This is a genomic window from Blastochloris sulfoviridis (assembly GCF_008630065.1).
Lineage (GTDB): Bacteria > Pseudomonadota > Alphaproteobacteria > Rhizobiales > Xanthobacteraceae > Blastochloris > Blastochloris sulfoviridis.
The window spans coordinates 100974-125517 of sequence record NZ_VWPL01000007.1; the positions used below are offsets into that span (position 1 = coordinate 100974).

Annotated in this window: 27 protein-coding genes; 12 read left to right on the forward strand and 15 right to left on the reverse strand. The window is 67.8% G+C overall.

Annotated features, from left to right (window positions below; all coding sequences use genetic code 11):
* Positions 1-62: 62 nt before the first annotated feature.
* The gene (cysG, locus tag F1193_RS05810) at positions 63-1565 is read right to left on the reverse strand and encodes a siroheme synthase CysG (RefSeq protein ID WP_150096735.1); all 1503 of its coding nucleotides are present in this window, start codon (positions 1563-1565) and stop codon (positions 63-65) included.
* Positions 1566-1811: 246 nt separating this feature from the next.
* On the opposite strand from cysG, the gene F1193_RS05815 reads away from it, so the two are divergent.
* Positions 1812-2369, forward strand: coding sequence for a GNAT family N-acetyltransferase (locus tag F1193_RS05815; RefSeq protein ID WP_150096736.1), 558 nt, complete (start codon positions 1812-1814; stop codon positions 2367-2369).
* On the opposite strand, the gene F1193_RS05820 is transcribed toward F1193_RS05815, so the two are convergent.
* From F1193_RS05820 to dsrA, 13 genes are all read right to left on the reverse strand, one after another.
* Entirely contained in the window at positions 2339-3760 is a 1422-nt protein-coding gene (locus F1193_RS05820) for a cobyrinic acid a,c-diamide synthase CobB (RefSeq protein ID WP_246164161.1), read from the reverse strand. The two genes, F1193_RS05815 and F1193_RS05820, sit on opposite strands and share 31 nt — an antisense overlap.
* A 13-nt stretch (positions 3761-3773) precedes the next feature.
* Positions 3774-5042, reverse strand: coding sequence for an NrfD/PsrC family molybdoenzyme membrane anchor subunit (gene nrfD / locus F1193_RS05825; protein ID WP_150096737.1), 1269 nt, complete (start codon positions 5040-5042; stop codon positions 3774-3776).
* Positions 5043-5072: 30 nt separating this feature from the next.
* Positions 5073-5837 (reverse strand): sulfate reduction electron transfer complex DsrMKJOP subunit DsrO, encoded by a 765-nt coding sequence (dsrO, locus tag F1193_RS05830; RefSeq protein WP_150096738.1) that lies wholly within the window; start codon positions 5835-5837, stop codon positions 5073-5075.
* On the reverse strand, positions 5834-6349 hold the full coding sequence (locus F1193_RS05835) for a sulfur reduction protein DsrJ (protein ID WP_150096739.1): 516 nt from the start codon (positions 6347-6349) through the stop codon (positions 5834-5836). The genes dsrO and F1193_RS05835 overlap by 4 nt, the downstream gene beginning before the upstream one ends.
* A 3-nt stretch (positions 6350-6352) precedes the next feature.
* Complete coding sequence (locus F1193_RS05840; protein ID WP_150096740.1) at positions 6353-8308, reverse strand: NAD(P)-binding protein; 1956 nt, start codon at positions 8306-8308, stop codon at positions 6353-6355.
* Positions 8301-9887, reverse strand: a complete 1587-nt coding sequence (gene dsrK, locus F1193_RS05845) for a sulfate reduction electron transfer complex DsrMKJOP subunit DsrK (protein ID WP_150096741.1) — start codon at positions 9885-9887, stop codon at positions 8301-8303. Before dsrK ends, F1193_RS05840 begins: the two co-directional genes overlap by 8 nt.
* Positions 9888-9891: 4 nt before the next feature.
* Positions 9892-10623 (reverse strand): respiratory nitrate reductase subunit gamma, encoded by a 732-nt coding sequence (locus F1193_RS05850; protein ID WP_150096742.1) that lies wholly within the window; start codon positions 10621-10623, stop codon positions 9892-9894.
* A 55-nt stretch (positions 10624-10678) separates the two neighbouring features.
* Positions 10679-11014 carry a TusE/DsrC/DsvC family sulfur relay protein gene (locus F1193_RS05855; RefSeq protein WP_150096743.1) on the reverse strand — a complete coding sequence of 112 codons (336 nt, stop codon included), beginning with the start codon at positions 11012-11014 and terminating at the stop codon, positions 10679-10681.
* A gap of 66 nt (positions 11015-11080) precedes the next feature.
* Entirely contained in the window at positions 11081-11389 is a 309-nt protein-coding gene (tusB, locus tag F1193_RS05860; protein ID WP_150096744.1) for a sulfurtransferase complex subunit TusB, read from the reverse strand.
* 10 nt (positions 11390-11399) lie between these two features.
* Positions 11400-11813 carry a sulfurtransferase complex subunit TusC gene (gene tusC, locus F1193_RS05865; RefSeq protein ID WP_150096745.1) on the reverse strand — a complete coding sequence of 138 codons (414 nt, stop codon included), beginning with the start codon at positions 11811-11813 and terminating at the stop codon, positions 11400-11402.
* Positions 11814-11823: 10 nt separating this feature from the next.
* Positions 11824-12216, reverse strand: coding sequence for a sulfurtransferase complex subunit TusD (gene tusD / locus F1193_RS05870; protein WP_150096746.1), 393 nt, complete (start codon positions 12214-12216; stop codon positions 11824-11826).
* A gap of 79 nt (positions 12217-12295) precedes the next feature.
* Positions 12296-13375 carry a dissimilatory-type sulfite reductase subunit beta gene (gene dsrB / locus F1193_RS05875; RefSeq protein ID WP_150096747.1) on the reverse strand — a complete coding sequence of 360 codons (1080 nt, stop codon included), beginning with the start codon at positions 13373-13375 and terminating at the stop codon, positions 12296-12298.
* Between the two features lie 75 nt (positions 13376-13450).
* Positions 13451-14767, reverse strand: a complete 1317-nt coding sequence (dsrA, locus tag F1193_RS05880; RefSeq protein WP_150096748.1) for a dissimilatory-type sulfite reductase subunit alpha — start codon at positions 14765-14767, stop codon at positions 13451-13453.
* Between the two features lie 426 nt (positions 14768-15193).
* Here dsrA and F1193_RS05885 point away from each other — a divergent pair, with 426 nt between their 5' ends.
* From F1193_RS05885 to F1193_RS05925, 9 genes are all read left to right on the forward strand, one after another.
* Positions 15194-15409 (forward strand): sulfur relay protein DsrC, encoded by a 216-nt coding sequence (locus tag F1193_RS05885; RefSeq protein WP_150096749.1) that lies wholly within the window; start codon positions 15194-15196, stop codon positions 15407-15409.
* Positions 15406-15636: a DUF6967 family protein gene (locus F1193_RS05890; RefSeq protein ID WP_150096750.1), complete on the forward strand. Its 231-nt coding sequence runs from the start codon at positions 15406-15408 to the stop codon at positions 15634-15636. Before F1193_RS05885 ends, F1193_RS05890 begins: the two co-directional genes overlap by 4 nt.
* A 99-nt stretch (positions 15637-15735) precedes the next feature.
* A complete protein-coding gene (locus F1193_RS05895; protein ID WP_150096751.1) occupies positions 15736-17019 on the forward strand; it encodes an NAD(P)/FAD-dependent oxidoreductase in 1284 nt (427 codons plus the stop codon).
* A 200-nt stretch (positions 17020-17219) separates the two neighbouring features.
* Entirely contained in the window at positions 17220-18284 is a 1065-nt protein-coding gene (locus F1193_RS05900; RefSeq protein WP_150096752.1) for a YeiH family protein, read from the forward strand.
* Positions 18285-18574: 290 nt separating this feature from the next.
* Positions 18575-19081, forward strand: a complete 507-nt coding sequence (gene dsrE2 / locus F1193_RS05905; protein WP_150096753.1) for a sulfur carrier protein DsrE2 — start codon at positions 18575-18577, stop codon at positions 19079-19081.
* A gap of 68 nt (positions 19082-19149) precedes the next feature.
* The gene (locus F1193_RS05910) at positions 19150-19377 is read left to right on the forward strand and encodes a sulfurtransferase TusA family protein (RefSeq protein ID WP_150096754.1); all 228 of its coding nucleotides are present in this window, start codon (positions 19150-19152) and stop codon (positions 19375-19377) included.
* 593 nt (positions 19378-19970) lie between these two features.
* The gene (locus F1193_RS05915; RefSeq protein ID WP_150096755.1) at positions 19971-20321 is read left to right on the forward strand and encodes an ArsR/SmtB family transcription factor; all 351 of its coding nucleotides are present in this window, start codon (positions 19971-19973) and stop codon (positions 20319-20321) included.
* A gap of 187 nt (positions 20322-20508) precedes the next feature.
* Positions 20509-21399 (forward strand): HpcH/HpaI aldolase/citrate lyase family protein, encoded by an 891-nt coding sequence (locus F1193_RS05920; RefSeq protein ID WP_150096756.1) that lies wholly within the window; start codon positions 20509-20511, stop codon positions 21397-21399.
* Positions 21400-21402: 3 nt separating this feature from the next.
* Positions 21403-22455, forward strand: a complete 1053-nt coding sequence (locus F1193_RS05925; protein WP_150096757.1) for a MaoC family dehydratase — start codon at positions 21403-21405, stop codon at positions 22453-22455.
* 42 nt (positions 22456-22497) lie between these two features.
* Here F1193_RS05925 and F1193_RS05930 read toward each other — a convergent pair whose 3' ends face one another.
* Entirely contained in the window at positions 22498-23442 is a 945-nt protein-coding gene (locus F1193_RS05930; protein ID WP_150096758.1) for a LysR substrate-binding domain-containing protein, read from the reverse strand.
* 300 nt (positions 23443-23742) lie between these two features.
* Here F1193_RS05930 and sdhC point away from each other — a divergent pair, with 300 nt between their 5' ends.
* Both sdhC and sdhD read left to right on the forward strand, forming a co-directional pair.
* On the forward strand, positions 23743-24141 hold the full coding sequence (gene sdhC, locus F1193_RS05935; RefSeq protein WP_150096759.1) for a succinate dehydrogenase, cytochrome b556 subunit: 399 nt from the start codon (positions 23743-23745) through the stop codon (positions 24139-24141).
* Positions 24142-24148: 7 nt separating this feature from the next.
* A complete protein-coding gene (gene sdhD / locus F1193_RS05940) occupies positions 24149-24544 on the forward strand; it encodes a succinate dehydrogenase, hydrophobic membrane anchor protein (protein WP_150096760.1) in 396 nt (131 codons plus the stop codon).

Genomic DNA, 24544 nt, shown 5'->3' on the forward strand with positions numbered 1-24544 from the left:
GGTTTTCGGCGATCGGAATACGGTTCTCCGGCCCTGAAGGCCGGAAACCGTATGATCCGGGTTCACACCGGGCAGGTCGCGGCCGGCGCGCCGCGATGGGCGGCGAGCAGGTCGCCCGCGTCGTCCAGCGCCGGCTGCACGCCGGCGCCGCGGTTCAGCCGCCCGTGCAGCGTCACCACCGTGCCGACGATGATGATCGCCGGGCCGCGCAGCTTGGTCTCGCGCGCCACCGCGGCGAGCGTGCGCAGCGTACCGGTGACCACCGCCTGATCGGCGCGGGTGCCGTTGTCGACCACCGCCGCCGGCAGGTCGGGATCGGCACCGCGGACCATGAATTCCGCCATCAGGTCGTCGAGATGGGCAAGCCCCATATAGATCGCCACCGTCTGGCGCGGCTGCAGCAGGGCCTGCCAATCGAGATCGACGAAGCCGTCGCGGCCATGGCCGGTGACGAACACGCAGGCCTGGGCGTGGTCGCGGTGGGTGAGCGGGATGCCGGAATAGGCGGCGCAGCCGCTCGCCGCAGTGATGCCGGGGCAGACCTGGAACGGGATGGCGTGCGCGGCGAGCACCTCGATCTCCTCGCCGCCGCGGCCGAACAGGAACGGATCGCCGCCCTTGAGGCGCAGCACCCGCTTGCCTTCGCGCGCCAGCCGCACGAGCAGGCTGCAGATCTCCGCCTGCGGCAGGGTGTGCCGGCCCGGCGCCTTGCCGACGAAGATGCGCTCGGCCTCGCGCCGCACGAGATTGAGCACGCCGTCGTCGATCAGACGATCGTAGACCACGACGTCGGCCTTCTGCATCAGGCGGAGCGCCCGGAAGGTGAGAAGATCGGGATCGCCCGGCCCGGCACCGACCAGATAGACTTCGCCGCGCGGCGCCAAAGCATGGCCTTCGCCTTGGGCTTCACCATGACTTGCGCCGTGACTTGCGGCGGCCTGTTCGAGCGCGGCCCGCAGGGTGGCGTCGGCGGCGCGGTCGTTGCCGGCCAGAGCGAGGTCGCCGACCGCGCCTTCGAGCACGTCCTCCCAGAACCGGCGCCGCGCCGCGGGCGAGGACAGCCGGTCGCGCACGTGCTCGCGGAACCGGCCGACCAGACCGGCCAGCCGGCCATAGGCAGCCGGAATCGTACTCTCTAGACGCGCCTTGAGCATTCGCCCAAGGATCGGCGAGGCGCCCGAGGTCGAGATCGCGACGATCAGCGGATCGCGATCGACGATCGCCGGCATGATGAAGTCGCACAGATCCGGCCGGTCGGCGACATTCACCGGCACGCCGGCGCGCCGGGCGAGGGCGCCGAAGGCTTCGTCCCGCGCCGGGCTCGGGGTTGCGACGAAGCACAGTGCCCGGCCATCGAGGTCGGCGGGCGTCGGGTCTCTCGGCTCGTGCCGAAGATTGGGGTGATCGAGAATGGCCCGGAAATCCGGCGCAAGCTCGGGCGCAAACGCGGTGACGCGACCGCCCGTACGCAGGAGAAGCTCGGTGCGGCGCGCAGCGACCACGCCGCCGCCGATGACCGCGATGGGCTTGCCCTCGATATCGAGACAGATCGGCAGATGTCGCATGGTCGCTCGCGCCTCCCGCGCGGGGCGGGCCGCATCGGCGCCGCCTCCGTCCGTGCCGGCTCTCGAACGGCCGGCTTCGAGGATCAGCCTACCGGCCGCCCGTCATAATATCAATACATGCGAATAATCGTATGATTTAAGACTCTGTCCACGTCTTGCGTGCCCAATGGTCATCATGCGACTTTAGCCTAAGTGTTGTCACATTTTGCTGCGATGCAGCACGCTGCGAATCGGAAGTTCAAGACCATGGCCTCATCCGTCGAGATGCCCGGCAGCATCGTCAGGCTCGGCCCTGCCGATGCCGATCGCTATTGCGAGCACATGATGCGGCTCGATCAGGCGGCACGTGAACTTCGCTTCTTCGCCGATGTCTCGGATTTCCATGTCGTGCTGCACGCCGGTGCTGCGCTGTCGGACGGTCGGATCGTCATCGGCTTCGTCGTCGAGGACGAGATCCGCGGCGCCTGCGAGCTGATGCTGAGCGACGAGATCACCCGCTCGGCGGAAGGCGCCTTCAGCGTCGAGGGCTGCTGGCGCCGCCACGGCATCGGCTCGCGCCTGATGGTGGCGATGATTGAGGAGGCGCGGCGCGCCGACATCCGCCGCATCGAGCTGTCGTGCCTGAAGTCGAACGTGCCGATGCAGTGCCTCGCCGCCGGCTTCACCGACGACCTGCGGGTCGAGGACAACACCGTCCTCGCCATCCTCCAGCGTTCGGACGATGCGCTCGAGGTCGTGGGCACGCCGGACCTGCTCCAGGGCGCAGGCCCCGCTCATCGGCTCGCCGCCAGCCAGACGTCCTGAGTTCCGCCGAGCGCTCGGCGTGTCCGCTGTTCCCGGATGAACGCCACGAAGCGTTGCGCCCAGGCGTTGCGCGACGTGTTGCGCAGGTGGCTGAAGCTCGCCAGCACATTCTTGACGACGACGCCGTCATGGCCGCCGCCGATGCCGACGCCGCGCCGCACGCGATAGGCGAACCGGCAGTCCGGCGCGACGTTCTCCAGGGCCGCGTGATGGAACTCGTGCGCCGGAATGGTGGCGCCGATCAGCCGCCCGGGCCAAGGCGAGACCGCCGTCTCCTCCAGCGCGACGAGGCCGTGGCCCTGCGGCCGCTCATGCATCACCGTATCGGCCGGGATCGCCCCCACCATCGGGTGCGTGACGCCGCGCCAAGTGATGGAACGCGTCAGATACATCAGCCCGCCGCATTCGGCATAGACCGGAAGGCCGCGTGCGATCGCCTGGCGGATGTCGGCGAGGAGCGCGGTGTTGGCGGAAAGCCGCGCCGCCTGCGTTTCGGGAAATCCGCCGCCGATGAGAAGCGCATCGGCCGCCGGCAGGCGGGCGTCGGCCAGCGTGTCGAAGAACACGCAATCGGCGCCGGCCTGGGCCAGCGCATCGAGGTCGTCGGCATAATAGAAGCCGAAGGCGGCATCGCGCGCCACGGCGATGCGGACATCCCGGCGCGGCGCCGGCTCGACGATGGCGGGCGCGACCGGGCTCTCAAGTGTCGCGCTGGCGGCAATCGCGATCAGGCGGTCGAGATCGACGCCGTCCGCCACCACCTCGCGGGCGGCGGCGATCACCGCGGCGGCACGCTCGGTCTCCAGCGGCGTGGTGAGGCCGAGATGGCGCTCGGCCACGGCCAGCGCATCGTTGCGGCGCACCGCGCCCAGCACCGGCACGTTGGTGTAGCGTTCGAGCACTTGGCGCAGCTTGGCTTCCTGGCGCGCCGAGCCGACCTTGTTGAGGATGACGCCGGCAATCGTCACCTTGGGGTCGAACGCCGCATAGCCGGCGACCAGCGGCGCCACGCCGCGGGTGATGCCGGTGGCATCGACGACCAGCACCACCGGCGCCGCGACCAGCTTCGCCAGCGCCGCGCTGCAGTCGTGCCCCTCCAGGTCGAGGCCGTCATGCAGGCCCTTGTTACCCTCGACGATGGCGATGTCCGCGCCTCGCGCGTTGCGCCGGAACGTCGCGACGATCTCGGCCTCGCTCTGGGTGTTGAAATCGAGATTGTAGCAGGGCCTGCCGCTGGCGCAGGCATGCCACAGCGGATCGATATAGTCCGGCCCCTTCTTGAAGGTCTGGACGGGGAGCCCGCGCGCCGAGAGTGCTGCGGCAAGGCCCAGCGTCAGCGTGGTCTTGCCGGACGACTTATGGGTGGCGGAGATGAGGAGCCGGCTCACCATCACTCATCACGCCTCAGAGCGTCCGACCTGACGGCATCGGATCGGACGCTCCAAGCCCCTGAGCGGTCGCCGCATTTGCGGAGACTTCTCCAGCCGGCGCCTTGGGCAAGAAGGGCATCAGCCGCAGCGCCAGGGCAACGATCAGCATCGCCATCGACACACCGCTCGCGCCCAATAGCAGCTCGGGCAGCGCGGGCACGTAGCGGCCGACCTCGCCGTCGAGGGCCGGGCTCGACACCTCCATGCCCGGGAACAGCGCGAGCGGAAACGCCTGCCCGCCGATGATGATGACGTAGAGCTGGGCGAGGCCGCCGATGAGGAACAAGGCCGAAGCCAGCTCGATCGCCAGCCGGCCCTTGGTGCCGCGCGGCGCAAATGCCAGCAGCGCCAGCGGCAGCACGGTGCCGATGCCGATCTGGCCCAGCCAGAAGACCAGCGGGAAGACGCCGCCGTCGCGCAGCAGGAACAGCTCGACGCCCTGATGCGCGGCGGAATAGAGCTTGGTCACGTGCTGCACGGCGGTGAAATAGAGCACAGCGAGCGCGAAGATCGCCAAGAGGCCGCGGAACTTGCCCAGCATCTCCTCGGGCATCAGCTCGTCGCGGGTCTCGCGCGACATGGTGAGCAGCACCAGCACGGTGAAGGCCAGCCCGTAGAGGAACGAGGCGGCGATGAACAGCGGCGCCAGGATCGCCGCGTCATAGGCCTCGCGCGCGATGAGAAAGCCGAAGATCGAGCCGGTGCCGGTGGTCAGCGCCAGCCGCCAGCCGAAGGCGAGCCAGCCCATCGCCTTGCCGAACGCCGCCGACTTCGCCGCCTGCCGGTCCATCATCGAGAACAGATAGGCGGCGACGATGACGACGAAGCCGGAATAGAGATAGATGTTCCAGGCGAAGATCGATTTGAAATTATAGGTGGTCATCGCCACCAGCAGCCGGTCCGGCCGGCCGAGATCGAGCACCAGCACGGCAAGCCCGCCGATCAGGAGCGCGATGGCGAGAAGACCGGACAGGCGCGCATAGGGCTTGTAGGCGAGGCGGTTGAACACCGAGGACACCGAGGCGACATTGAGCGCGCCCGACGCCGCGACGATCAGGAACACCGCAAACACGTGCGGCAGGCCCCAGACGACCTGGTTGTTCATGCCGGTGACGATGTGGCCGTTCTCCTCCATGTACAGCGCCGCGCCGAGCCCCGCCGCGACCAGCGCGACATGGAACGCGATGAGCGCCCAGAACGGCGTGCTGTGGTCGTCGAGTGTCTGAAACGCCAGTTTCGCCATCGCTTGAGTCCACACGCTTGAAGGAGAGCGTCACAGCCCCCGGTAGCCGACGCCGGGATCGAGCCGGAGGTCGGCGCGGATGCGCGCCGGCGCCCGTGCCGCGACCGCCTTGGCGATCGCGCTATTCGGATCGTTGAGGTCGCCGAACAGCATCGCCGCGCCCTTGGCGGCGCAGGCCTCGACGCAGGCCGGCAGGCGGCCGGCATCGATGCGCGGCGCGCACAGCGTGCAGCCCTCCACCGTGCCCTTGCCGCGCGGCGCATCCGCCGTCTGGTCGTGCACCGGCTCGTGCACCAGCGTGCGCGCCTTGTAGGGGCAGGCCATGATGCAGTAGCGGCAGCCGATGCAGATGTGGCGGTCGACCAGCACGATGCCGTCGGCCCGCCGGAACGAAGCGCCGGTGGGGCAGACATCGACGCAGGGCGCGCTGGCGCAATGCTGGCACATCACCGGCACTTCGCGCGCCGCACCCGACGCGGGATCGCGCACGCTGACCTTGCGGATCCAGTGCGGATCGGTCGCGCTGTGGCCGGTGTCGGCCCAGCCATTCTCGGTGCGACAGGCGGCGACGCAGGCGTCGCACTCGGCCGGGCAGGCATTGACGTCGATCAGCAGGCCCCAGCGCACCTTGGGCGAGACGGCCTCGCCCGGCGCGCGCGCCGCGGCCTCCGTCCCGCCCAGCGCATAGAGCGTGACGCCGGGGGCGAGCAGCACCGCCAGCAGGCCGCCAGCGCCGCGCAGCAGCGCGCGGCGGTCGGCCGCGAGATCGGAGCGGGAGTCGCGCGCATCGCTCATCGCCCGTCCTCCCGCGTCTGGTCACGCCCCTGGTCGAGATAGGCCGACAGATCCTTTGCCATGTCCCTTGCGAGATCCGGCATCGTGCCGTCGCTGCCCGATGCCGTCTTGGCCGGGGCGGGGCGCGAGGCGTGGCATTCGAAGCAGTCGATCGACACCGCCGCATAGCTGTGGCACGCACGGCAGAAATGGCCGGGGTCGGCATAGCTCACCGGCCGGCCGTCGGCGCCCGGCGCGGCGTGACAGCCTATGCAGCCGGAAAGGCTGAGATCCTTGGTGCCCGGATTCTTTGTGCGTACCCCGCGATGCACCGTGTCGTCGCGCTGGTGCATCAGCAGGGTCATGTGGTTGCGGCGCATGACATCGGTGTCGCGCACGCACGCCTCGCCCTGCGCCTTCGGCGGGTTGGGACGCGGCGTGCGGCCGGCGCCGCTGCCGTCACCCGCGATGGCGCTGCCCGCCCCGATGAGCGAGACCAGCAGCGCAACCGCCATCGCTCTTGCGCGGATCATCGCTCAGTCTCCGAGGCCCATCTGGATGTAGCCGGTCGGGCAGACATCGGCGCAGATCTGGCAGCCGACGCACTTCGCATAATCGGTGGTGACGTAGCGGCCGACCGCGCGTTGCGATTTCGGCACGCGCGACACCGCCTGCTGCGGGCAGAAGATCACGCAGTTGTCGCACTCCAGGCACAGGCCGCAGCTCATGCAGCGCTCGCCCTCCTTGCGCGCCTGCTCCTCGGTGAGCCCGATGATGCGTTCGGCGAAATCGCCGAGCACCGCGTCGGCCTCGACATGGCGTTCCGCCCGCCGCGCCCGCGGCACATGGGCGAAGTGGCCCTTGAACAGATCCTCGTGCGAGACGACCTGGGTGGCGCTGCGGTCCTCGTAATTGTGGATGGCGAAATTGCCGGCCGAGGTGCCACGCGCCTGCCGGTGATCGTAGGGTGCCGGGGCGAGGCCGCGCGTCTGCAGCTCCGCCATCATGTCGAAGTGGCGGACATCGATCTTGGGCCGGCGCTCGCCGAGCTTGCCGTCGAGAAAGTCGCCGATGGTCTCTGCCGCGATGCGGCCGTGGCCGATGGCGGTGGTGAGAAGATGCGGCCGCACGGCATCGCCGCCGGCGAAGTGCTTCGGCATCGTCTTGACCTGGAACACCGGGTCGATGGCGATGGCGCCGCGGCCGCTGTCGAGGCGCTCCAACCCGTCGGCGAGGTCGGCCATCTGGCCGATCGCCGAGATGATCATGTCGCAGGGAATCTCGAACTCGCTGCCGTCCACCGGCAGCGGCGTCATGCCCTTCATGGTGCATTCGCACACGCGCAGCGCCGTGACGCGGCCGGCCTCGTCCTTGATCACTTCGAGCGGCATGATGCCGCCCTTGATCTCGATGCCCTCGCGCAGCGCATCCTCGCGCTCGCGCTCGGCCGCCGTCATCTCGGCGATCGGGAACAGCGAGGTCAGCACCGCGCGCACGCCCTCGCGCCGCAGCGTGCCGGCGACATCGTGGGCGGTGTGGCCGAACTCGGTGCTGGGGCGCACATCGTGCTCGTTGGCGCGGGTGATGTGGCCGAGGCGGCGCGCCACCGAGGCGACGTCGATCGAAGTGTCGCCGCCGCCGACCACGACGATGCGCATGGCGGTGGAGAACACCCAGCCGCGGTTGAACGCCTCAAGGAATTCGATGCCGGTGAGGCAGTTCTCGGCATCGGCGCCGGGCGCCGGCAGCGGCCGGCCGCGCTGCGCGCCGATCGCCCAGAAGATGGCGTCGAAATCGCGCTCCAGATCTGCGATCGCCACGTCCTGGCCGACGCGGGTGTTGAGCCGCGTCTCGATGCCGCCGAGCGCGAGGATGCGGCCGATCTCGGCGTCGAGCTTGTCGCGCGGCGTGCGATAGCCGGGAATGCCGAAGCGCATCATGCCGCCGAGCTGGTCGTGCGCCTCGAAGATGACGACGGCGTGCCCGGCGCGGCGCAGGAAATAGGCCGCCGACAGGCCGGCCGGCCCGCCGCCGATCACCGCGACCGTCTTGCCGCCGAGCGGTGCCGCCGCCGGCAGGGACAGGCCGTGCTCGATCGCCCAGTCGCCGACATAATGCTCCACCGCATTGATGCCGACGAAATCGTCGACCTCGTTGCGGTTGCAGCCGTCCTCGCACGGCGCCGGGCACACCCGGCCCATCACCGCCGGAAACGGATTGGCCTCCGCCATGCGCTGGAAGGCATATTCCTGCCAGGGCATGCCGGCCACCGGCGGCTTGTCCATGCCGCGGGCGATCGCCAGCCAGCCGCGAATGTCGTGGCCGGACGGGCAGCTCGCCTGACAGGGCGGCGTGCGGTGGACATAAGTGGGGCACCTGTGGGAGCGGCCGGCCTGGAACACCTTCTCCGTCAGGTCGTCCCATTCCCACATGGTCTTGCCGGTCTCGAACCGGCGGAAGGTGAGCTTCTCGCCGCTGGTCACGTCACTCATCGCCGCTCCCCTCCTTTTGTGCCGCAGGCCCGCCATCGTGTTCGCCGTCCGGCGCGTCGTCCTCATCAGACGCGTCGCCCGTCCGCGATCCGCTCAGCACGATGGCATTCGACACCATCTGATGCACGCTGACGATCGCCTCCATGTCGAAGCCGTATTTGGGCAGGATCTTCGAGAACTGCGCCTTGCAGATCGCGCAGATCGCCGCCATGTGCGTCACGCCGTGCTCGTCGGCGACGGCGCGCAGCGCCCGCATGCGCGGCTGGGCGCCCTTGATGCGGACGTCCATCAATTCGTCGGTCAGAAGCCCGCCGCCACCGCCGCAGCACAGCGTGCTCTCGCGGATGGTCTCCGGCGCCATGTCGTAGAAGTGGTTGCAGGTGGCGCGCAGGATGGCGCGCGGGATCTCGAACTGACCGCCGGGCTCGTCGCCCATGCGCGAGGCGCGCGCGACGTTGCAGGAGTCGTGGAAGGTCAGACGGATTTGGTCGTTCTTCGACTTGTCGAAGGTGAGCCGGCCGGCCTTGATCAGGTCCCAGGTGAATTCGCAGATGTGCTGCGGCCGTGGATATTTCGGATCGAGGAAATCGAACGGGCCGGCCAGCGTGTCGAGGAAATTGTAGGCGACGCGCCAGGCGTGGCCGCATTCGCCGAACACCAGCCGCTTGACGCCGAGATCCTCTGCCGCCTTGCGGATGCGCAGCGCGACATTGCGCATGTTGTCGGTGGAGCCGATGAACATGCCGAAATTGGCGGCTTCGGAGGCATGGGAGCTGAAGGTCCAGCTGATGCCGGATTCGTGCAGCACCTTGGCGTAGCCGATCAGGCCCTCCATGTGCGGCGAGGCGAAGAAGTCGGCGCTCGGCGTCACCAGCAGAATCTCGGCGCCCGGCTCGTCGAGCGGCAGGCGGACGGCGACCCCCGTCTCCTCCTCGATCTCCTCTTCCAGCCCTTGGAGCGTCGCCTTCAACGCCTTGGGCGGCAGGCCGAGATTGTTGCCGATCTTGAACACCTTGCCGATGATCTCGTTGGAGTATTTCTGCCCCTTGCCGATGGTGTCCATGATGTCGCGCGCCGCCATCGAGATCTCGGCGGTGTCGATGCCATAGGGGCAGAACAGCGAGCAGCGCCGGCACTGCGAGCATTGGTGGAAGTAGCTGAACCACTCCTCCAGCACCTGCTCGGTGAGATCCTCGGCGCCCACCAGCGACGGCGTGAGCTTCCCGGCCAGCGTGAAATAGCGGCGATAGACCTTTCGCAGCAGATCCTGGCGCGCCACCGGCATGTTGTTGGGATCGCCGCTACCCAGGAAGAACTGGCACTTGTCGGTGCAGGCGCCGCACTTGACGCAGGAGTCGAGATAGACGCGCAGCGCCCGCGAGCTTTCCAGCAGCTCGCCGAGCCGGGCGATCGCCTTCTCCTGCCAGCCCTCGACGAGCTGGCCGGGGAAGCCCAGCGCCTCCTGATGCGCGGGCGCCGCCACATAGGGCTTGGAGGAGGCCATCACGCCGGGCGCAAGCGCCGGACACTCCAGCGGATCGCCGTTGGCGCGGTCGATGATGTTGTCGTCGCCGGCCATGACGTCAGCCCTCCCGCACAGCCGGGGCCAGACCGGCCGGCGAGGTGTGGCGCCGCTCGCGCGCATCGTCGGCCTGATTGCGCGACGGGCTGAACCACACGCCGACGCCGTGCAGCAGCTTCGAGAACGGGAAGATAAGCGCCAGCACCGCGACGAGGCCGAGATGGACGAGTAGCGCCGGATCGGTCGGCAGCGGCTGCCAGTCGACATGCACGAGCCCGAGCCAGAACGCCTTGACCGCGACGATGTCGGTGCGCGCGACGTAGGTCATCGCCAAGCCGCTCGCGCCGATGGCGACGAGCAAAGCGAGCATCAGATGATCGGATGGCCCGGAGATGACGCGCACGCGCGGCACCAACAGGCGGCGTGCCCACAGCGCCAGCAGCGCGCCGACCATGGTGAAGCCTGCCAGCACGCCGAGCGGCTGGATGAGCTGCACCAGAAGCGGCACCGGCTCCAGGACATAGCGCAGGTGACGCAGCACGACGAGCGCGAGCGAGACGTGGAACACCCAGCCGAACAGCCAAGTCCATTTGTTGGAGCGGAACAGGCTCTCGAACAGCGCCACCTCGCGCAGCATCCGCGCCGCGGCACCAGCGCGGGTGACCGGCGCCGGCGTCGTCGGGATCTTCAGCGGAACCGGCGTCGTCGCGTACTGCCAGACGCGATAGGCCAGCCCGCCGGCGAAGATCAGCGCCACGGCATATGCCAGGACGACGAAAGCTTCATTCGCCACCGTTTCCTCCCCGGGCCGCGGCTTCTTTTTGAGCCGTCAAGCCGAACGTCGTGCCTCACACGCAGCCGGTCGGCTTCGGCAGGCCGGCGATCTTGCATGCCTGCTTGGCCGGGCCGTAGGGGAACAGCGAATAGAGATACTTCTGGTCGCCCTTCTCCTTGCCGTACTTCTTGGTCATCTCCTTGACCAGCACGCGCACGGCCGGCGCCACCTGGTACTCCTCGTAGTAGGAGCGCAGGAAGTTCACGACTTCCCAATGCTCCGGCGCCATTTCGATGTTCTCGGACTTGGCGATCAGCAGCGCGAGGTCGGGCGACCACTCGGCAATGTCGACGAGATAGCCCTCTTCGTCATGGGCGACGGCGGAGCCGTTGAACTGATAGGCAGACATGGTGCTGTTCCCTCGGTTATCGGTTCGAAAGTGCTGCTCCGATCGGAGCCAATGCTTAAGCCAGGACTAGAGCCAGGCGCAGACGCGCATATTGCGCGCGGCGAGATCGACGAAGCCTGCGTAGTCGACCACCGTGATGCCCTCGATCAGGTCGTCCGGCTTCAGGCCGCGCGCCACCAGATCCGGCCCCAGCACATAGAGCGCGCAGGTGCGCTGCCGGTCGCGCAGATCGTCGGCAAGCGCGGTGCCCTTGCGGGCGCCGACCACCGCGTCCTCGATCATCAGGACGCTGTCGCCGTCGGTGACGTGGTTGAGGCAGCTCGCCATCGCGCTGCGCTCGAACGGTGACTTGTTGACGGTGTGAAGCGTCGGCATGACGGCCCCCTCAGAAGCTCAAGACCACGTCGGCGTCGCGGATGAGGCGCGCCATCTCGGCGCGGTCGACGAGATGGATCGACGGCTTCTCGGCATAGTCGTCATCCTCGTCCTCATAGGTGATCGGCATCAGGTCGCCCTCGCTGAGGCCCCGCTCGGCCAGCGATTCGCGCTCGACATAGAGCTTGCGCACCTCGTAGTCGCCGAGCGCGCGATAGGTCTTGGAAAAGTTCTTCGAGCCGATGCCCGAGGTGTCCTGGCCGGCTGCGAGCTGGAACACGCCGTCGTCGAGGAAGGCCAGGCTGACATCCTGCTCGAACGCCGCGCCGATCAGCACCACCTCCAGCGATTCGAGCGCATAGATCGAGCCGTGCGGCGCCTTGCGGTTGATGTAGAGAAATTTCTTCGTGCTGCCTTCGGCCATCGCCCCGCCCTCAATCCCCGAACACCACGAGGCGGTCGGCTTCGATGCCGGCCTCGATCAACTGGCCAAGACCGGAGATCCGGAACCCCGGCGCGATATTGTCGCCGCTCTTGCCGTGGCGCCTGGCCTCGCTCTCGTCGAGGATGCCGCGCCGCTGCGCCGCCGCGATGCACACCACGAGGTCGATGCCGTGCTGCTCGGCGAGCTCGCTCCACAGCTTCTGCAGATTGCGGTCGTCCTGCGGCGGCACGGTGTAGCGCGTGCCGTTGTTGACGCCGTCATGATAGAAGAAGACGCGGAACACCTCGTGGCCGCCGGCGAGGACGGCCTTGGTGAAGTGGTAGGCCGTGTCCGACGCCTGGTGCGTATAGGGGCCTTCATTGACGACAATGCCGAAGCGCAAGGGTTCGTCTCCCTGATGGGGCGGCGCGGTCCCGCCGCGCCGTTCCGCCGAATGCCGAGATCGATGTGATGCGGGTCGCTCAGAACCGCACGTGCGCCGACATGTTCATGGTCTTGCGCGCGCCGGTCCAGGTGTCGAGGTGGTGCCGGGTGAAGGCGAAGCCGGTCAGCTCGAAGAAGCGCGGCCAGCCGATGCGCTCAATCCATTCGCCGATACGCTCATAGTCCTTGGCATTGGCCTTGTAGGTGGCGAGGATCGTGCGCACCACCTCGGCGACCTCGGGCCAGCGCGGCGGATTGTTCGGCAGATTGGCGACCACCAGCTTGTGGAACGCCGGCTTGGAGCGCGCGTTCGAGTGCTTGCCGCCGACCCACACCGCGATCTTGGTCGAATCGGCGCCGTTGATCTGCATCGGCGGGCAGGGCGGATAGCAGGCGCCGCAGCACACGCACTTCTGCTCGTCCACCTCCAGCGACGGCTTGCCGTCGACCATCGCCGGGCGGATGGCCGCGACCGGGCAGCGCGCCACCACGGCAGGACGCTCGCACACCTTGGCGACGAGATCGTGGTTGATCTTCGGCGGCTTGGTGTATTGCACGTTGATCGAGATGTCGCCCTGGCCGCCGCAATTGATCTGGCAGCAGGAGGTGGTGATGTGCACGCGGTTGGGCATCTCCTCGGCGACGAACTCGGCGTGCAGCATGTCCATCATGCTCTTCACCACGCCCGAGGCGTCGGTGCCGGGGATGTCGCAGTGCAACCAGCCCTGGGTGTGGGAGATCATGGTCACCGAGTTGCCGGTGCCGCCGACCGGAAATCCCGCCGCGGTGAGCGCCTCGACCAGCGGCGCCACCTTGTCGGCGGCGCTGACCATGAACTCGATGCTGCTGCGCGTGGTGAAGCGCACATAGCCTTCGGCGAAGCGGTCGGCAATGTCGCACAGCGTGCGAATCGTGAACACGTCCATCTGGCGCTGGGTGCCGGCGCGCACCGTCCACACCTCGTCGCCATTCTTGGCGACGTGGCGCAGCACGCCGGGCCGCGGGCGGTCGTGCCACACCCAAGCGCCGTAGTTCTTCTTCAGCACCGGATGCATGAACGGGAACGGATCCGGGACGCCGGATTCGATCGGATGGCGCAGTTGCTCCGCCGTGCTCATGAGCGAGGTCCCCCAGATGTCTGATCGTGCCGGCTGTGGCCGCCGGCTTGGAGCCAAGGATGCGGACGGGTGGCGTCAGTCGGCCGCGACGTCGAGGCCGGCCTCGCGCGCCTTGCGCTCGAAGAACTTCGCCGCCTCGTCCGTGAAGTCGTCGGTGCGCACGTAGCAGGAGGTGCGCGGATGATTGACCATGTTGGGGTCCGGATCGATGCCGATGGCCTCAAGAAAGGCCGGCAGGCCGATGCGGTCCATGGTCTCGCCGATCCGCTCGTGCTCGAGCGCGTTCTCGGCGAAGAAGTCGATCACGCGGCGGGCGAACTCGACCAGCCGCTCGAAATCCTCGTCCGTCTCGAGCTTGAAGAACGGCACGATCATCGTGCCCATCAGGTCGCCGATCTTGAGGGCGCGCTTGCCGCCCATCAGGATCGAGGCGCCGCGCACGTCGCCCGGCGACAGCGCCTTGGGCATCACATTGAGGCAGTGCATGCAGCGCACGCACGAGCGGTTGTCGACGTCGAGCGTGTCGTCGTCATTGAGCGACAGCGCGCGCGTCGGGCACATGGCGATGACGTGGTCGATGGCGTACTTGCGTCCGACCTTGGCGACATAGGCCTTCACTTCGGCCTGGTCGACCTTCATGTCGTCGCGCCAAGTGCCGATCACCGCGAAGTCGGAGCGATGGATGGCGTTGACGCAGTCATTGGCGCAGCCGGAGAACTTGAACTTGAACTTGTAGGGCAGCGCCGGACGGTGCATCTCGTCCAGGAACTCGTTGATCACCCGGCGGTGCGCCTTGACCTCGTCGTAGCACGACATCTCGCAGCGGGCGTGGCCGACGCAGCTCATCGAGGTGCGCAGCGCAGGCCCCGCGCCGCCGAGATCGAAGCCGATGGCGTTGAACTCGTCGAACGCCTTCTGCACGTTCTCGGTGGAACAGCCCTGGAACATGATGTCGCCGCTCTGGCCATGCAGCGCCACGAGGCCCGAGCCGTACCGTTCCCAGATGTCGCAGAGCTGGCGCAGGAGATCGGTGGTGTAGTGATAGCCGGCCGGCGGCTGGATGCGCAGGGTGTGGAATTCCTTCGAGGCCGGGAACCGGTCGGCGACCTCGGAGAAGCGGGGGATGACGCCGCCGCCATAGCCGAACACCGAGACCGTGCCGCCCTTCCAGAAGCCGAGCCGCTCCGTATAGGAGTGCTCGAGCTGGCCGAGCAGGTCGTTCATCATCGGCGCGTAGGGCTTGTCGGGGGCATCGCGCAGGCGCTTCAGCCCGGTCACGAAGCTCGGCCACGGCCCGCTTTCGAGCTGATCGAGCAGCGGCGTCGGATGTTGACCCGCCGCTGCACTGCCCTTGCCGTGCGCGCGATCCGAACCCGTCTTGTCCTGCGACATGCGACTCCATCCCCTCCGTGGTGTCCGCCGGGCATCTGCGTCCCGCCGGAATTTCCGTCCCTTTTCGCGAGGCCCAGGCTCCGTCTTTGCGGTGCACCACGCATGGGCCTGCGTCACAATGCCCTTTTCAAGCATTCTTGTTGTGCGCATAATAACAAAAAATTCGAATGTGCGAATAGAAAAATGAATGGCCGTGGGTGCGACGGGTTCGCCCGGCGGGAGAGCGCTTCAGCCGCCGTCGGGGCCGGCTAGACGAAAGCATAATGTGACGGCGGATCGCATGGGACCGCCGCGGGAGGACAGGATGCGGATGCGACACCTGGTGTCGGAGCGAGAGCGCAGGCCGGGGCAGGCCGCGGACGGCGGGTGGCACGGCGGCGCGCCGGGCACGGGCGAGTGCGGCATCCGGTGCGCAGGACAGGCCGCATGATCCAGATCAGCGACCTGATGATCGCCCACCCCGAGCTTGTGAGCTTCCGCCAGCTTGAGGCGCTGGTGGAGGAGGTCGCCACGTCGGGCGAGATCCACCTCTATTTCGACATCAAGCCGGAATTCGCCGACACGCCGCGCGACTGGGACATGCGGCTCGAGGTGATCTTTCTGTCGGCACAGGCGCCGCACGACGCGGGCGCGGCGCGATGACGGACAAGACGCGGCTTCACACGATCGTCGCCCCCTATGGGCGGGAGGTGTGGCTGGACGAAGTGCCGTTCGAGAGCGGCATGCGCCTGCTGCGCATCACGATTCGGGAGGGCCGGCGCTTCACCGTCCTCGATCTCGACGCCCAAAGCGCGGCGCAGTGGGGTGAGGCTATGACCGAATGGTCGAATAGCCAGACAGGTTGTGACTCGAGCCGCTGCGCCTCATAATCGCAAGGCTGAACGAATACGGAAGCTTCGCGCCGAGACCACAATACACGACGCCAACGTCAAGCTCGGTGCCGAAAGGGAATATTGGGGAGAAACGCGGTGGCACACATCGTCATCCTGGGCGCCGGCCTCGGCGGCGTCATCATGGCTTACGAAATGAAGGATCAGATGGGGAGGGGAGACACCCTCACCGTCATCACCAAGGATCCGGTCTATCATTTCGTTCCGTCGAATCCGTGGGTGGCCGTCAGTTGGCGGACGCGCGAGTCGGTCGAGGTCGATCTCGCACCGGTGTTCGCCCGGCGCGGCATCGATTTCCGACCGGTGCCCGCGACCCGGGTGCATCCGGACGAGAACCGGGTCGATCTCGCCGACGGCTCCTCGGTCTCCTACGACTTCCTGGTCATCGCCACCGGTCCGGAGCTGGCGTTCGACGAGATCGAGGGGCTGGGGCCGGAGGGCTACACCACCTCGATCTGCCACGTCGACCACGCCACCGAGGCGGCCGCCAAATTCGAGGAGTTCTGCAAGAACCCGGGGCCGATCATCACCGGGGCGGTGCAGGGCGCGTCCTGCTTCGGCCCGGCCTATGAGTACACCTTCATCCTCGACACCGAGCTGCGCCGGCGCAAGATCCGCGACAAGGTGCCGATGACGTTCGTCACCGCCGAGCCCTATATCGGCCACCTCGGGCTCGATGGCGTCGGCGACACCAAGGGCCTGCTCGAAGGCGAGATGCGCCAGCACCACATCAAGTTCGTCACCAGCGCGCGGGTGACGAAGATCGAGCCCGGCAAGATGACCGTCGAGGAGATCGCCGACGACGGATCGGTCAAGAAGACCTCCGAGCTGCCGTTCGCCTTCTCGATGATGCTGCCGTCGTTCCGCGGCATCGGCGCGCTGCGCGGGATCGACGGCTTGGTCAATCCGCGCGGCTTCGTGCTGATCGACCAGCACCAGCAGAACCCGACATACCGGAACGTGTTCGCCGTCGGCGTCTGCGTCGCCATTCCGCCGATCGGGCCGACGCCGGTTCCCTGCGGCATCCCCAAGACCGGCTTCATGATCGAGTCGATGGTGACGGCGACGGCCAACAACATCGCGCAGATCCTGCGCGGCCAGCAGCCGACGCACCAGGGCACATGGAACGCCGTCTGCCTCGCCGACTTCGGCGATTCGGGGGTCGCCTTCGTCGCCCAGCCGCAGATTCCGCCGCGCAACGTGAACTGGTCGTCGTCCGGCGCCTGGGTCCACAATGCCAAGATCGCCTTCGAGAAGTACTTCATCCGCAAGATGCGCCGCGGCGAGAGCGAGCCGTTCTACGAGAAGGCCATGCTCGACATCCTTGGCATCGGCAAGCTGAAGAAGGTCACCACCGACTGACGCCAACGGTGGGGCGCCGGCCGCATCGGGGTGGCGCCCGACCTGGGATCGACGCCGGCGCCCGCACGCCGGCCGCCCTCCCGCTTCGGGGCGCGATGCCGCGCGTCCTGAAATTTATGGCCGGCGCCGCGGCGCGGGCCGGACGCTTGCGCGTTCCCTGCCCCGCCCGCCCCGCCACCCTGCTTTCGAAGGATGCCTGCATGTCGCTCGACAAGCCTGCCGCCGGCGAGGAGGCGGCGACCGGCCCTCTCGGGTCGGCGGTCGCCCTCGCGCCGGGTCTCGTTGTCTGCGCCGGTCTCGCCTACGCCTCGGTCCAGATCGAGCCGTATGGCACGAAGGCGATGCTGGCGCTGGTCGGTGCGCCCATCACCATCACCGCGCCGGTGATCGCGCTCCTGATCGGCATGGCGCTGCACCCGCTGGTCGCCCGGCCGGCCTTCATGCCGGGTATGAATTTCGCCATCAAGAAGCTCCTGCGCTGGGCGATCGCGCTGTTCGGGCTGAAGATCGCGCTGTCCGACATCATCGGTCTCGGCGCGGGAACGGCGGCGATGGTTATCGTATCGATGGCGGCCACGCTGGTGGCCGGCGTGGTGCTGGCGCGCCTGCTCGGCCGCAGCGATTCATATGGTGCGATCGCCGGCGGCGCCACGGCGGTGTGCGGCGCCTCGGCGGCGCTGGCGACGGCCTCGGTGCTGCCGCACTACAAGGGCCGCGAGTCCGACATGGCGTTCGTCGCCGTCACGGTGAACATCCTGGCGACGCTGGCCATGGTGTTCTATCCGCCGATCTGCGCCGGCCTTGGCTTCGACGAGCGCACCACCGGCATCCTCCTTGGCGCCACCATCCACGACGTCGCCCAGGTGGTGGGCGCCGGCTATGCGGTGTCGGACACCGCCGGCAATGTCGCGACCGTCGTCAAGCTGTTCCGCGTGTTCATGCTGCTGCCGGTGGTGCTCCTGGTCGGCTGGTGGTTCGCGTCCGAGGGCGGCGACGTGCACAAGGCGAAGGTGCCGGTGCCGATGTTCGCCATCATGTTCCTGGTGTTCGTCGCCATCAACAGCGTGGGCATCCTGCCGGTGGAGATCAAGTCGGCGCTGGTCGAGGCGTCGCGCTGGGGCCTCCTGATCGCCATCGCCGCGCTCGGCTTCAACACCTCGCTCGCCACCATCTTGCGCATCGGCCCGCAGCACCTGCTCGTGGTGCTGGGCGCGACCCTGGTGGTCTTCACCCTGCCCCTGGGGTGGCTGATGATCCTCGGCTAGAGCGTCCGCTTGATCCGATTGGATCAAGCGGACGCTCTAAGTTCTTGGTTTGTCGCATTCTCTTCCGCAATACCGGCCCCCGCTTTTGCGGAGAATGCTCCAAGCTCTTGAGTTGTCGCATTCTCTTTCGCAAAACCGGTACCCACTTTTGCGGAGAATGCTCCAGCGGCGTTTGCAATTTTCCTGCGCACGAAGCCGGACTTGTTGACAAACCTGGATTTGTGAATTCGTATATTACGATGTGTGAAACTTAATAGGATGCGGTGAATCATGCCGCGAGGGGGAGACAAATGGCTGAGGCGGCAAACGGCGACGGCAATGCGAAGACGATGACGATCATCGTCACCAAGGGCACGCTCGACTGGGCGTATCCGCCCTTCATCCTGGCCACCACGGCGGCGGCGATGGGCGTCGAGGTGACGATGTTCTTCACCTTCTACGGCCTGTCGCTGCTGCAGAAGAAGCTCGACCTCCAGGTGTCGCCGCTCGGCAACCCGGCGATGAAGATGCCGATGATGGGCATGCACATGGGCATGCCCAACATCGTCGCCATGCTGCCGGGCGTCGAGGCCGGCGCTACGGCGATGATGAAGAACATGATCAAGAGCAAGGGCGTGGCCTCGATCGAGGAGTTGCGCGAGGCCGCCATCGAGGCCGAGGTGAAAATCATCGCCTGCCAGATGACGATGGATCTGTTCGAGCTCAAGACGGAGGACATGATCGACGGCGTGGCGCTGGGGGGCGCCGCCACCTACATGGAAAAGGCGCTCGCCTCCGACATCAACCTCTACATCTGACCGGCCGCGACCGGCACTGCATAACAAGCCGACTGCACAAGAAGCCGACCGACATTGGAGGAAAATTCATGGCCGACAAGCTGCTCGACGCCAAGGGACTCAACTGCCCGCTGCCGATCCTGCGCGCCAAGAAGACGCTGAAGGAGGTGCCTTCGGGCGGCACGCTCGAAGTGCTGGCCACCGATCCCGGCTCGGTGGCGGACTTCGCCGCCTTCTGCCGCACGACCGGCAACGAGCTGGTCGAATCGTCGTCCGCCGACGGCGTCTACCGCTTCCTCATCAAGCACACCGGCTGAGCGCCGCGCCGGCTGCCGCGTTCGGGTGGGCTTGGCAGCCGGCACCCTTTCGGGCGGGTGAACCGAACAGCCCATATAATTCGCCGGCAAACTATCTCGTGGCGCCGCCGTCCTGAGGACCGTAGAAGCAAAGACGCGGATGGCCGGGACAAGCCCGGCCAAGACGGCGGCGGATCCGCAGCAAGGGCCCAGCTATCGGACCATGGCCGGCGAACGACGGTGCGGGGCGCGGTGCCGATTTGCGGGTGCTCCGAATGGCATTGCCGCCGCACCCTCCTCTCGCAGCCACGCCTTGCCGCCCCGCCCGATCCTCCACCGCATCAACGACCCGCACCCCGGCCGCACAGTGCCGGACAGCGCCCCGCCGGACGCGGCGCCGGTGGCCGGCACCGCCGGCCGCGATGCGGCTTGACGCAGTGCAGCATATTTAATAATTTTGATATTCATTCCTATGAAGCCCTCGACCGGAGGGCTCGGCGCGCCCGGCAGACGAGCGCGCTTCCGACAACCGACGTTGGACGCCAGCATTGCCACCCGCTTTCTTTGACACCGAAATGAAGGTGATCTAGTTTTGCTGGCGGTCTGAGGACAAGATGCCGTCTCCCAAGTTGAAACAAATCAAGACGCCGCTTGATTCCGACATGATGCTCGCCAACGCCCAGGAGGCGAGCGACTTCCTCAAGGCGTTGGCCCACCAGTCCCGGCTGGTCATCCTGTGCATGCTGGCCGAGGGCGAGAAGTCCGTCGGCGAGCTCGAGGAACTGCTGTCGCAGCGCCAGGCCACCGTGTCCCAGCAGCTCGCGCGGCTGCGGCTCGATGGGCTGGTGACCACCCGGCGCGACGGCCAGACCATCTATTACAGCCTCGCCTCGGACGATGTGCGCGTCATCCTGGGCGCGCTCTACGAGGTGTTCTGCCAGCCCAAGCGGCCCCGCCGCCGCTGAACACGTGGCCCCGCCGACGCTGACCGCGTGGCCGGCGGGCCATTTGCCCGCCCCGGCCGGGCCTTGAGGGGCAAGCGCCGTGGTTCCGACAGGCGGCCGCCGCGCCCTCACCCCTAAGGAGGGCTTGCGATCGCGACCGGCGCGGCTAGGGTCCACCGACCCATAAGACCGACCGGAACCATTCGCCATGGCCACGTCTCTCCGTCCGCGCCGCAGCGTGCTCTACATGCCGGGCTCCAACGCCCGCGCTTTGGAAAAGGCCCGCACTTTGCCGGCCGACTGCCTGATCCTCGACCTCGAAGACGCGGTGGCGCCCGACGCCAAGGATGTCGCCCGCACCCAGGTTGCGGCCGCGGTCGAGGCCGGCGGCTTCGGCCTGCGCGAAGTGTTCGTCCGCATCAACGGCCTCGACACGCCGTGGGGTGCGGCCGACCTCGCTGCCGCAGCGGCTGCGGCCCCCGACGTCATCCTGATCCCGAAGGTGTCCGACCCGGAGGACCTCGTCCGCATCGGCCGGGTGCTTCAGGACGCCGGCACGCCGGAGGCGACGCGGGTGTGGGCGATGATGGAGACGCCGCGCGCCATGCTGGCGGCGCTGGAGATCGCCGACGCGGCGCGCGATCCCCTCACCCGGCTTGCCGGCTTCGTGATGGGCACCAACGATCTGGCCAAGGACACCCGCGCCCGCTGGCTGCCGGGCCGGGCACCGATGCTGCCGTGGCTGATGACCTGCCTCGCCGCCGCCCGCGCCAATGGGCTCGACATCGCCGACGGCGTCTACAATGCGCTCGCCGACGAGGAGGGCTTCAAGCGCGAATGCGCTGAGGCCCGCGACCTCGGCTTCGACGGCAAGACGCTGATCCACCCCAACCAGGTCGCCCCCTGCAACGCCGCCTTCTCGCCGACCGCGGAGGAGGTCGCATGGTCGCGCACGGTGATCGCCGCGTTCGATGCGCCCGAAGCGCAAGGCAAGGGCGCGCTGCAGGTCGAGGGCAGGATGGTCGAGCGCCTGCACGCCGAGATGGCGCGCCGGGTGGTGGCCATCGCCGCGTCCATCGCCGCCCGCGAGGGAGCCTGAGCCATGCACCCCAAGACCTCTGCCGGCAATTTCTTCGAGGACTTCCGCCTCGGCCAGATGATCCGCCACGCCGTGCCGCGCACGGTGACGGTGGGCGACGTCAGCCTCTATACCGCGCTCTACGGCATGCGCTTCGCGGTGCAGTCGTCGGACGCCTTTGCCGCGGCGGCCGGCTATCCCAGAAGCCCGGTCGACGACCTCCTGGTGTTCCACATCGTGTTCGGCAAGACGGTGCCGGACGTGTCGCTGAACGCCATCGCCAATCTCGGCTATGCCGGCGGCCGCTTCCTCAAGCCGGTCTATCCCGGCGACACGCTGCATGCGGTGTCCGAGGTGATCGGGCTGAAGGAGAACTCCAACCGCAAGACCGGCGTGGTCTATGTCCGCTCCACCGGCTTCAACCAGCACGGCGAGGAAGTGCTCGACTATGTGCGCTGGGTGATGGTGCGAAAGCGCGACGAGAGCGCGCCGGTGGTCGAGCAGCACGTCCCCACCCTGCCCAAGGCGCTGGCGCCCGGCGCGCTCGGCACCGCCTGCCCGCGCATCGACACCGCCGAGTGGAACGAGGCGCTGGCCGGCAGCCCCTACCGCTACGACGACTATGAGGTCGGCGAGCGGATCGACCATGTCGACGGCATGACGGTGGAGGAGGCCGAGCACCAGATCGCTACCCGTCTCTATCAGAACACCGCCAAGGTGCATTTCAACCAGTATTCCGAAGGCAAGGGCCGGTTCGGCCGGCGGCTGATCTATGGCGGGCACGTCATCTCGCTCGCCCGCGCGCTATCGTTCAACGGGCTCGCCAACGCCTTCCACGTCGCCGCCATCAATGGCGGCCGGCACGTGGCGCCGCTGTTCGCCGGCGAGACGGTTTTCGCGTGGTCGGAAGTTCTCGACAAGCAGCCGCTGCCGGTGCGCAGCGATGTCGGCGCGCTGCGCATCCGCACGCTAGCCACCAAGGACAAGCCGACGACGCTGTTCCCCGACAAGACCGGCGAGGACTACGACCCGGCGGTGATCCTCGACTTCGACTACTGGGTGCTGCTGCCGCGGTGAGTGCGGCCGGAAACCGTATCCCCCTCACCCGCCTCGCGATCTTCAGGATCGCTCGGCACCCTCTCCCGCAAGGGGAGAGGAAAGGGGCGGCAGGTCCAGCCCAGGCTGGTCCCGCAGATGCTCGACCAGCCGGCGGCTGTAGGGCGCGAGCTCGGCGATCCTGCGCACGCAGATGGTCAGCTCGCGCTGGGCCCAGGGGTCGTCGAGAGCGACGGTGCGGATGGCCATGGCGCGCATGGCGCGCATCGCCGTGCTCTGCGGCACGATGCCGAGCCCGACCTTGCACTCCACCATGCGGCAGACCGCGTCGAATGAGCGCAGCTGGACCCGCAGGCGCAGTTGCCGGCCGATGCGCGCCGCCTTGTCGGCCAGGAAGCGCTGCAGCGCCGAGGCGCGGTCGAGCCCGACGAAATCATGATCGAGCACGTCGGAGAAGGTGACGCGGCCCTCCTCCGCCAGGGGATCGCCCGCCGCCACCACCAGCACGAAGCGGTCGGAGCGGAACGGGAAGGTTTCGAGCGAGCCGGTATCGACCGTGCCGGCGACGATGCCGATATCGGCGACGCCCTCGGCGATCAGCCCCACGATCTCATCGGACAGCCGCTCCTCGATCTCGACGCTGATCTTGGGGTTGGCGGCGAGAAAGGCGCCCAGCGCCTCGGGCAGGAACTCGGTCAGGGCGTTGGTGTTGGACAACACCCGCACCTGGCCGGCAAGCCCGCCGGAATAGGCGGCAAGCTCGGCGTTCATCTGATCGGCGTGGGCCAGCATCACGCGGGCGTGCTGCAGCAGCGTGCGGCCGGCATTGGTGGGGGTCACCCCCTGGCGGCCGCGCACCAGGAGCGCCGCGCCGAGCGAGGCCTCCATCTTGCGCAGGCGGGTGGAGGCGGCCGCCAGCGCCAGATTGGCCCGCGCCGCCCCGCCGGTGATGCTCCCGGCCTCGGCGACATGGCGGAACAGGTCGAGATCGATCAGGTCGAACCGCATAGGGGCCCTTCGTCAGAGGCGAAGGCATCTTAGACAAAAAACAGATTGCGTGACCACATGGCATCCGTCACCTTCGTGTTCGGCGAAGTGATGCACGGCGCATGCCGGGATCCCGCCGGCGGCGGGGAGCGTTTCAAGCGTCGAGACCGCAGCCGGCCGCCGGGCCGTCAACTGTGAACAATGTCAACGGCCTGACACGTCACTGTCGTCAGGACGCCTTGGCTGACGGGGCAGTTGCTGGTCCGGTCGTCAGGTTCGTCCGTCGCCGCCGACAGCCGAGCAGAGCCAGGAGTTGAAGGAATGGCAGAGGTGCGAAGCCCCGTCGAACGGCCGTTGTCGCCGCATCTGATGATCTATCGGCCGATGCTGACGATGATGAGCTCCATCCTGCACCGCATCACCGGTGCGGCGCTCTATGTCGGCACGCTGCTGTTGGTGGCTTGGCTGGTCGCCGCCGCCACCTCGCCGGCTTGGTTCGATCTCGTCAACTGGGCGTTCGGCACCTGGCCCGGCCGGATCGTGCTGATCGGCTACACCTGGGCGCTGTTCCAGCACATGGCCGGCGGCATCCGCCACTTCATCTGGGATTTCGGCCGGGGCTTCGGCCCGGTGGCGCGCGAAGTGCTCACCCAGGCCTCGTTCGTCTTCTCCGGTGCCCTGACCGCCGCCGTCTGGGCGGCCGCCTATTTCCTGCGCTGAGGCCACCATGTCCGGATCCAACTCCTCGATTCGCACGCCGATGGCGCGGGCCCGCGGCTTCGGCTCGGCCAAGCGCGGCACCGAACATTTCTGGGCCGAGCGCGTCACCGGCGTTGCGCTGATCCCGCTCACCTTTGTCCTGGTCGGCGTGCTGGTGTTCCTGGCCGGCAAGGACCACGCGAGCGTGCTGCAGTGGCTCGCCAACCCGCTCCTCGCCATTCCGCTGGTGCTGGCGATCGCCACCGGCACCCATCACATGAAGATCGGCATGCAGGTCATCATCGAGGACTACGTCCACTCTGAGCCGATCAAGTTCGGCGCGCTGATGGCGAACACGTTCTTCAGCTACGCCCTGGGCGCCACGGGGGCGTTCGCGGTTCTCAAGATCGCTTTCGGGGGTTGA

Excerpts from the sequence above, each read along its gene's own strand:
- cysG (WP_150096735.1), bottom strand. The coding sequence starts at position 1,565 with ATGCGACATCTGCCGATCTGTCTCGATATCGAGGGCAAGCCCATCGCG.
- F1193_RS05815 (WP_150096736.1), top strand. The coding sequence starts at position 1,812 with ATGGCCTCATCCGTCGAGATGCCCGGCAGCATCGTCAGGCTCGGCCCT.
- F1193_RS05820 (WP_246164161.1), bottom strand. The coding sequence starts at position 3,760 with ATGGTGAGCCGGCTCCTCATCTCCGCCACCCATAAGTCGTCCGGCAAG.
- nrfD (WP_150096737.1), bottom strand. The coding sequence starts at position 5,042 with ATGGCGAAACTGGCGTTTCAGACACTCGACGACCACAGCACGCCGTTC.
- dsrO (WP_150096738.1), bottom strand. The coding sequence starts at position 5,837 with ATGAGCGATGCGCGCGACTCCCGCTCCGATCTCGCGGCCGACCGCCGC.
- F1193_RS05835 (WP_150096739.1), bottom strand. The coding sequence starts at position 6,349 with ATGATCCGCGCAAGAGCGATGGCGGTTGCGCTGCTGGTCTCGCTCATC.
- F1193_RS05840 (WP_150096740.1), bottom strand. The coding sequence starts at position 8,308 with ATGAGTGACGTGACCAGCGGCGAGAAGCTCACCTTCCGCCGGTTCGAG.
- dsrK (WP_150096741.1), bottom strand. The coding sequence starts at position 9,887 with ATGGCCGGCGACGACAACATCATCGACCGCGCCAACGGCGATCCGCTG.
- F1193_RS05855 (WP_150096743.1), bottom strand. The coding sequence starts at position 11,014 with ATGTCTGCCTATCAGTTCAACGGCTCCGCCGTCGCCCATGACGAAGAG.
- tusB (WP_150096744.1), bottom strand. The coding sequence starts at position 11,389 with ATGCCGACGCTTCACACCGTCAACAAGTCACCGTTCGAGCGCAGCGCG.
- tusC (WP_150096745.1), bottom strand. The coding sequence starts at position 11,813 with ATGGCCGAAGGCAGCACGAAGAAATTTCTCTACATCAACCGCAAGGCG.
- dsrB (WP_150096747.1), bottom strand. The coding sequence starts at position 13,375 with ATGAGCACGGCGGAGCAACTGCGCCATCCGATCGAATCCGGCGTCCCG.
- dsrA (WP_150096748.1), bottom strand. The coding sequence starts at position 14,767 with ATGTCGCAGGACAAGACGGGTTCGGATCGCGCGCACGGCAAGGGCAGT.
- F1193_RS05885 (WP_150096749.1), top strand. The coding sequence starts at position 15,194 with ATGATCCAGATCAGCGACCTGATGATCGCCCACCCCGAGCTTGTGAGC.
- F1193_RS05890 (WP_150096750.1), top strand. The coding sequence starts at position 15,406 with ATGACGGACAAGACGCGGCTTCACACGATCGTCGCCCCCTATGGGCGG.
- F1193_RS05900 (WP_150096752.1), top strand. The coding sequence starts at position 17,220 with ATGTCGCTCGACAAGCCTGCCGCCGGCGAGGAGGCGGCGACCGGCCCT.
- dsrE2 (WP_150096753.1), top strand. The coding sequence starts at position 18,575 with ATGGCTGAGGCGGCAAACGGCGACGGCAATGCGAAGACGATGACGATC.
- F1193_RS05910 (WP_150096754.1), top strand. The coding sequence starts at position 19,150 with ATGGCCGACAAGCTGCTCGACGCCAAGGGACTCAACTGCCCGCTGCCG.
- F1193_RS05915 (WP_150096755.1), top strand. The coding sequence starts at position 19,971 with ATGCCGTCTCCCAAGTTGAAACAAATCAAGACGCCGCTTGATTCCGAC.
- F1193_RS05920 (WP_150096756.1), top strand. The coding sequence starts at position 20,509 with ATGGCCACGTCTCTCCGTCCGCGCCGCAGCGTGCTCTACATGCCGGGC.
- F1193_RS05925 (WP_150096757.1), top strand. The coding sequence starts at position 21,403 with ATGCACCCCAAGACCTCTGCCGGCAATTTCTTCGAGGACTTCCGCCTC.
- F1193_RS05930 (WP_150096758.1), bottom strand. The coding sequence starts at position 23,442 with ATGCGGTTCGACCTGATCGATCTCGACCTGTTCCGCCATGTCGCCGAG.
- sdhC (WP_150096759.1), top strand. The coding sequence starts at position 23,743 with ATGGCAGAGGTGCGAAGCCCCGTCGAACGGCCGTTGTCGCCGCATCTG.
- sdhD (WP_150096760.1), top strand. The coding sequence starts at position 24,149 with ATGTCCGGATCCAACTCCTCGATTCGCACGCCGATGGCGCGGGCCCGC.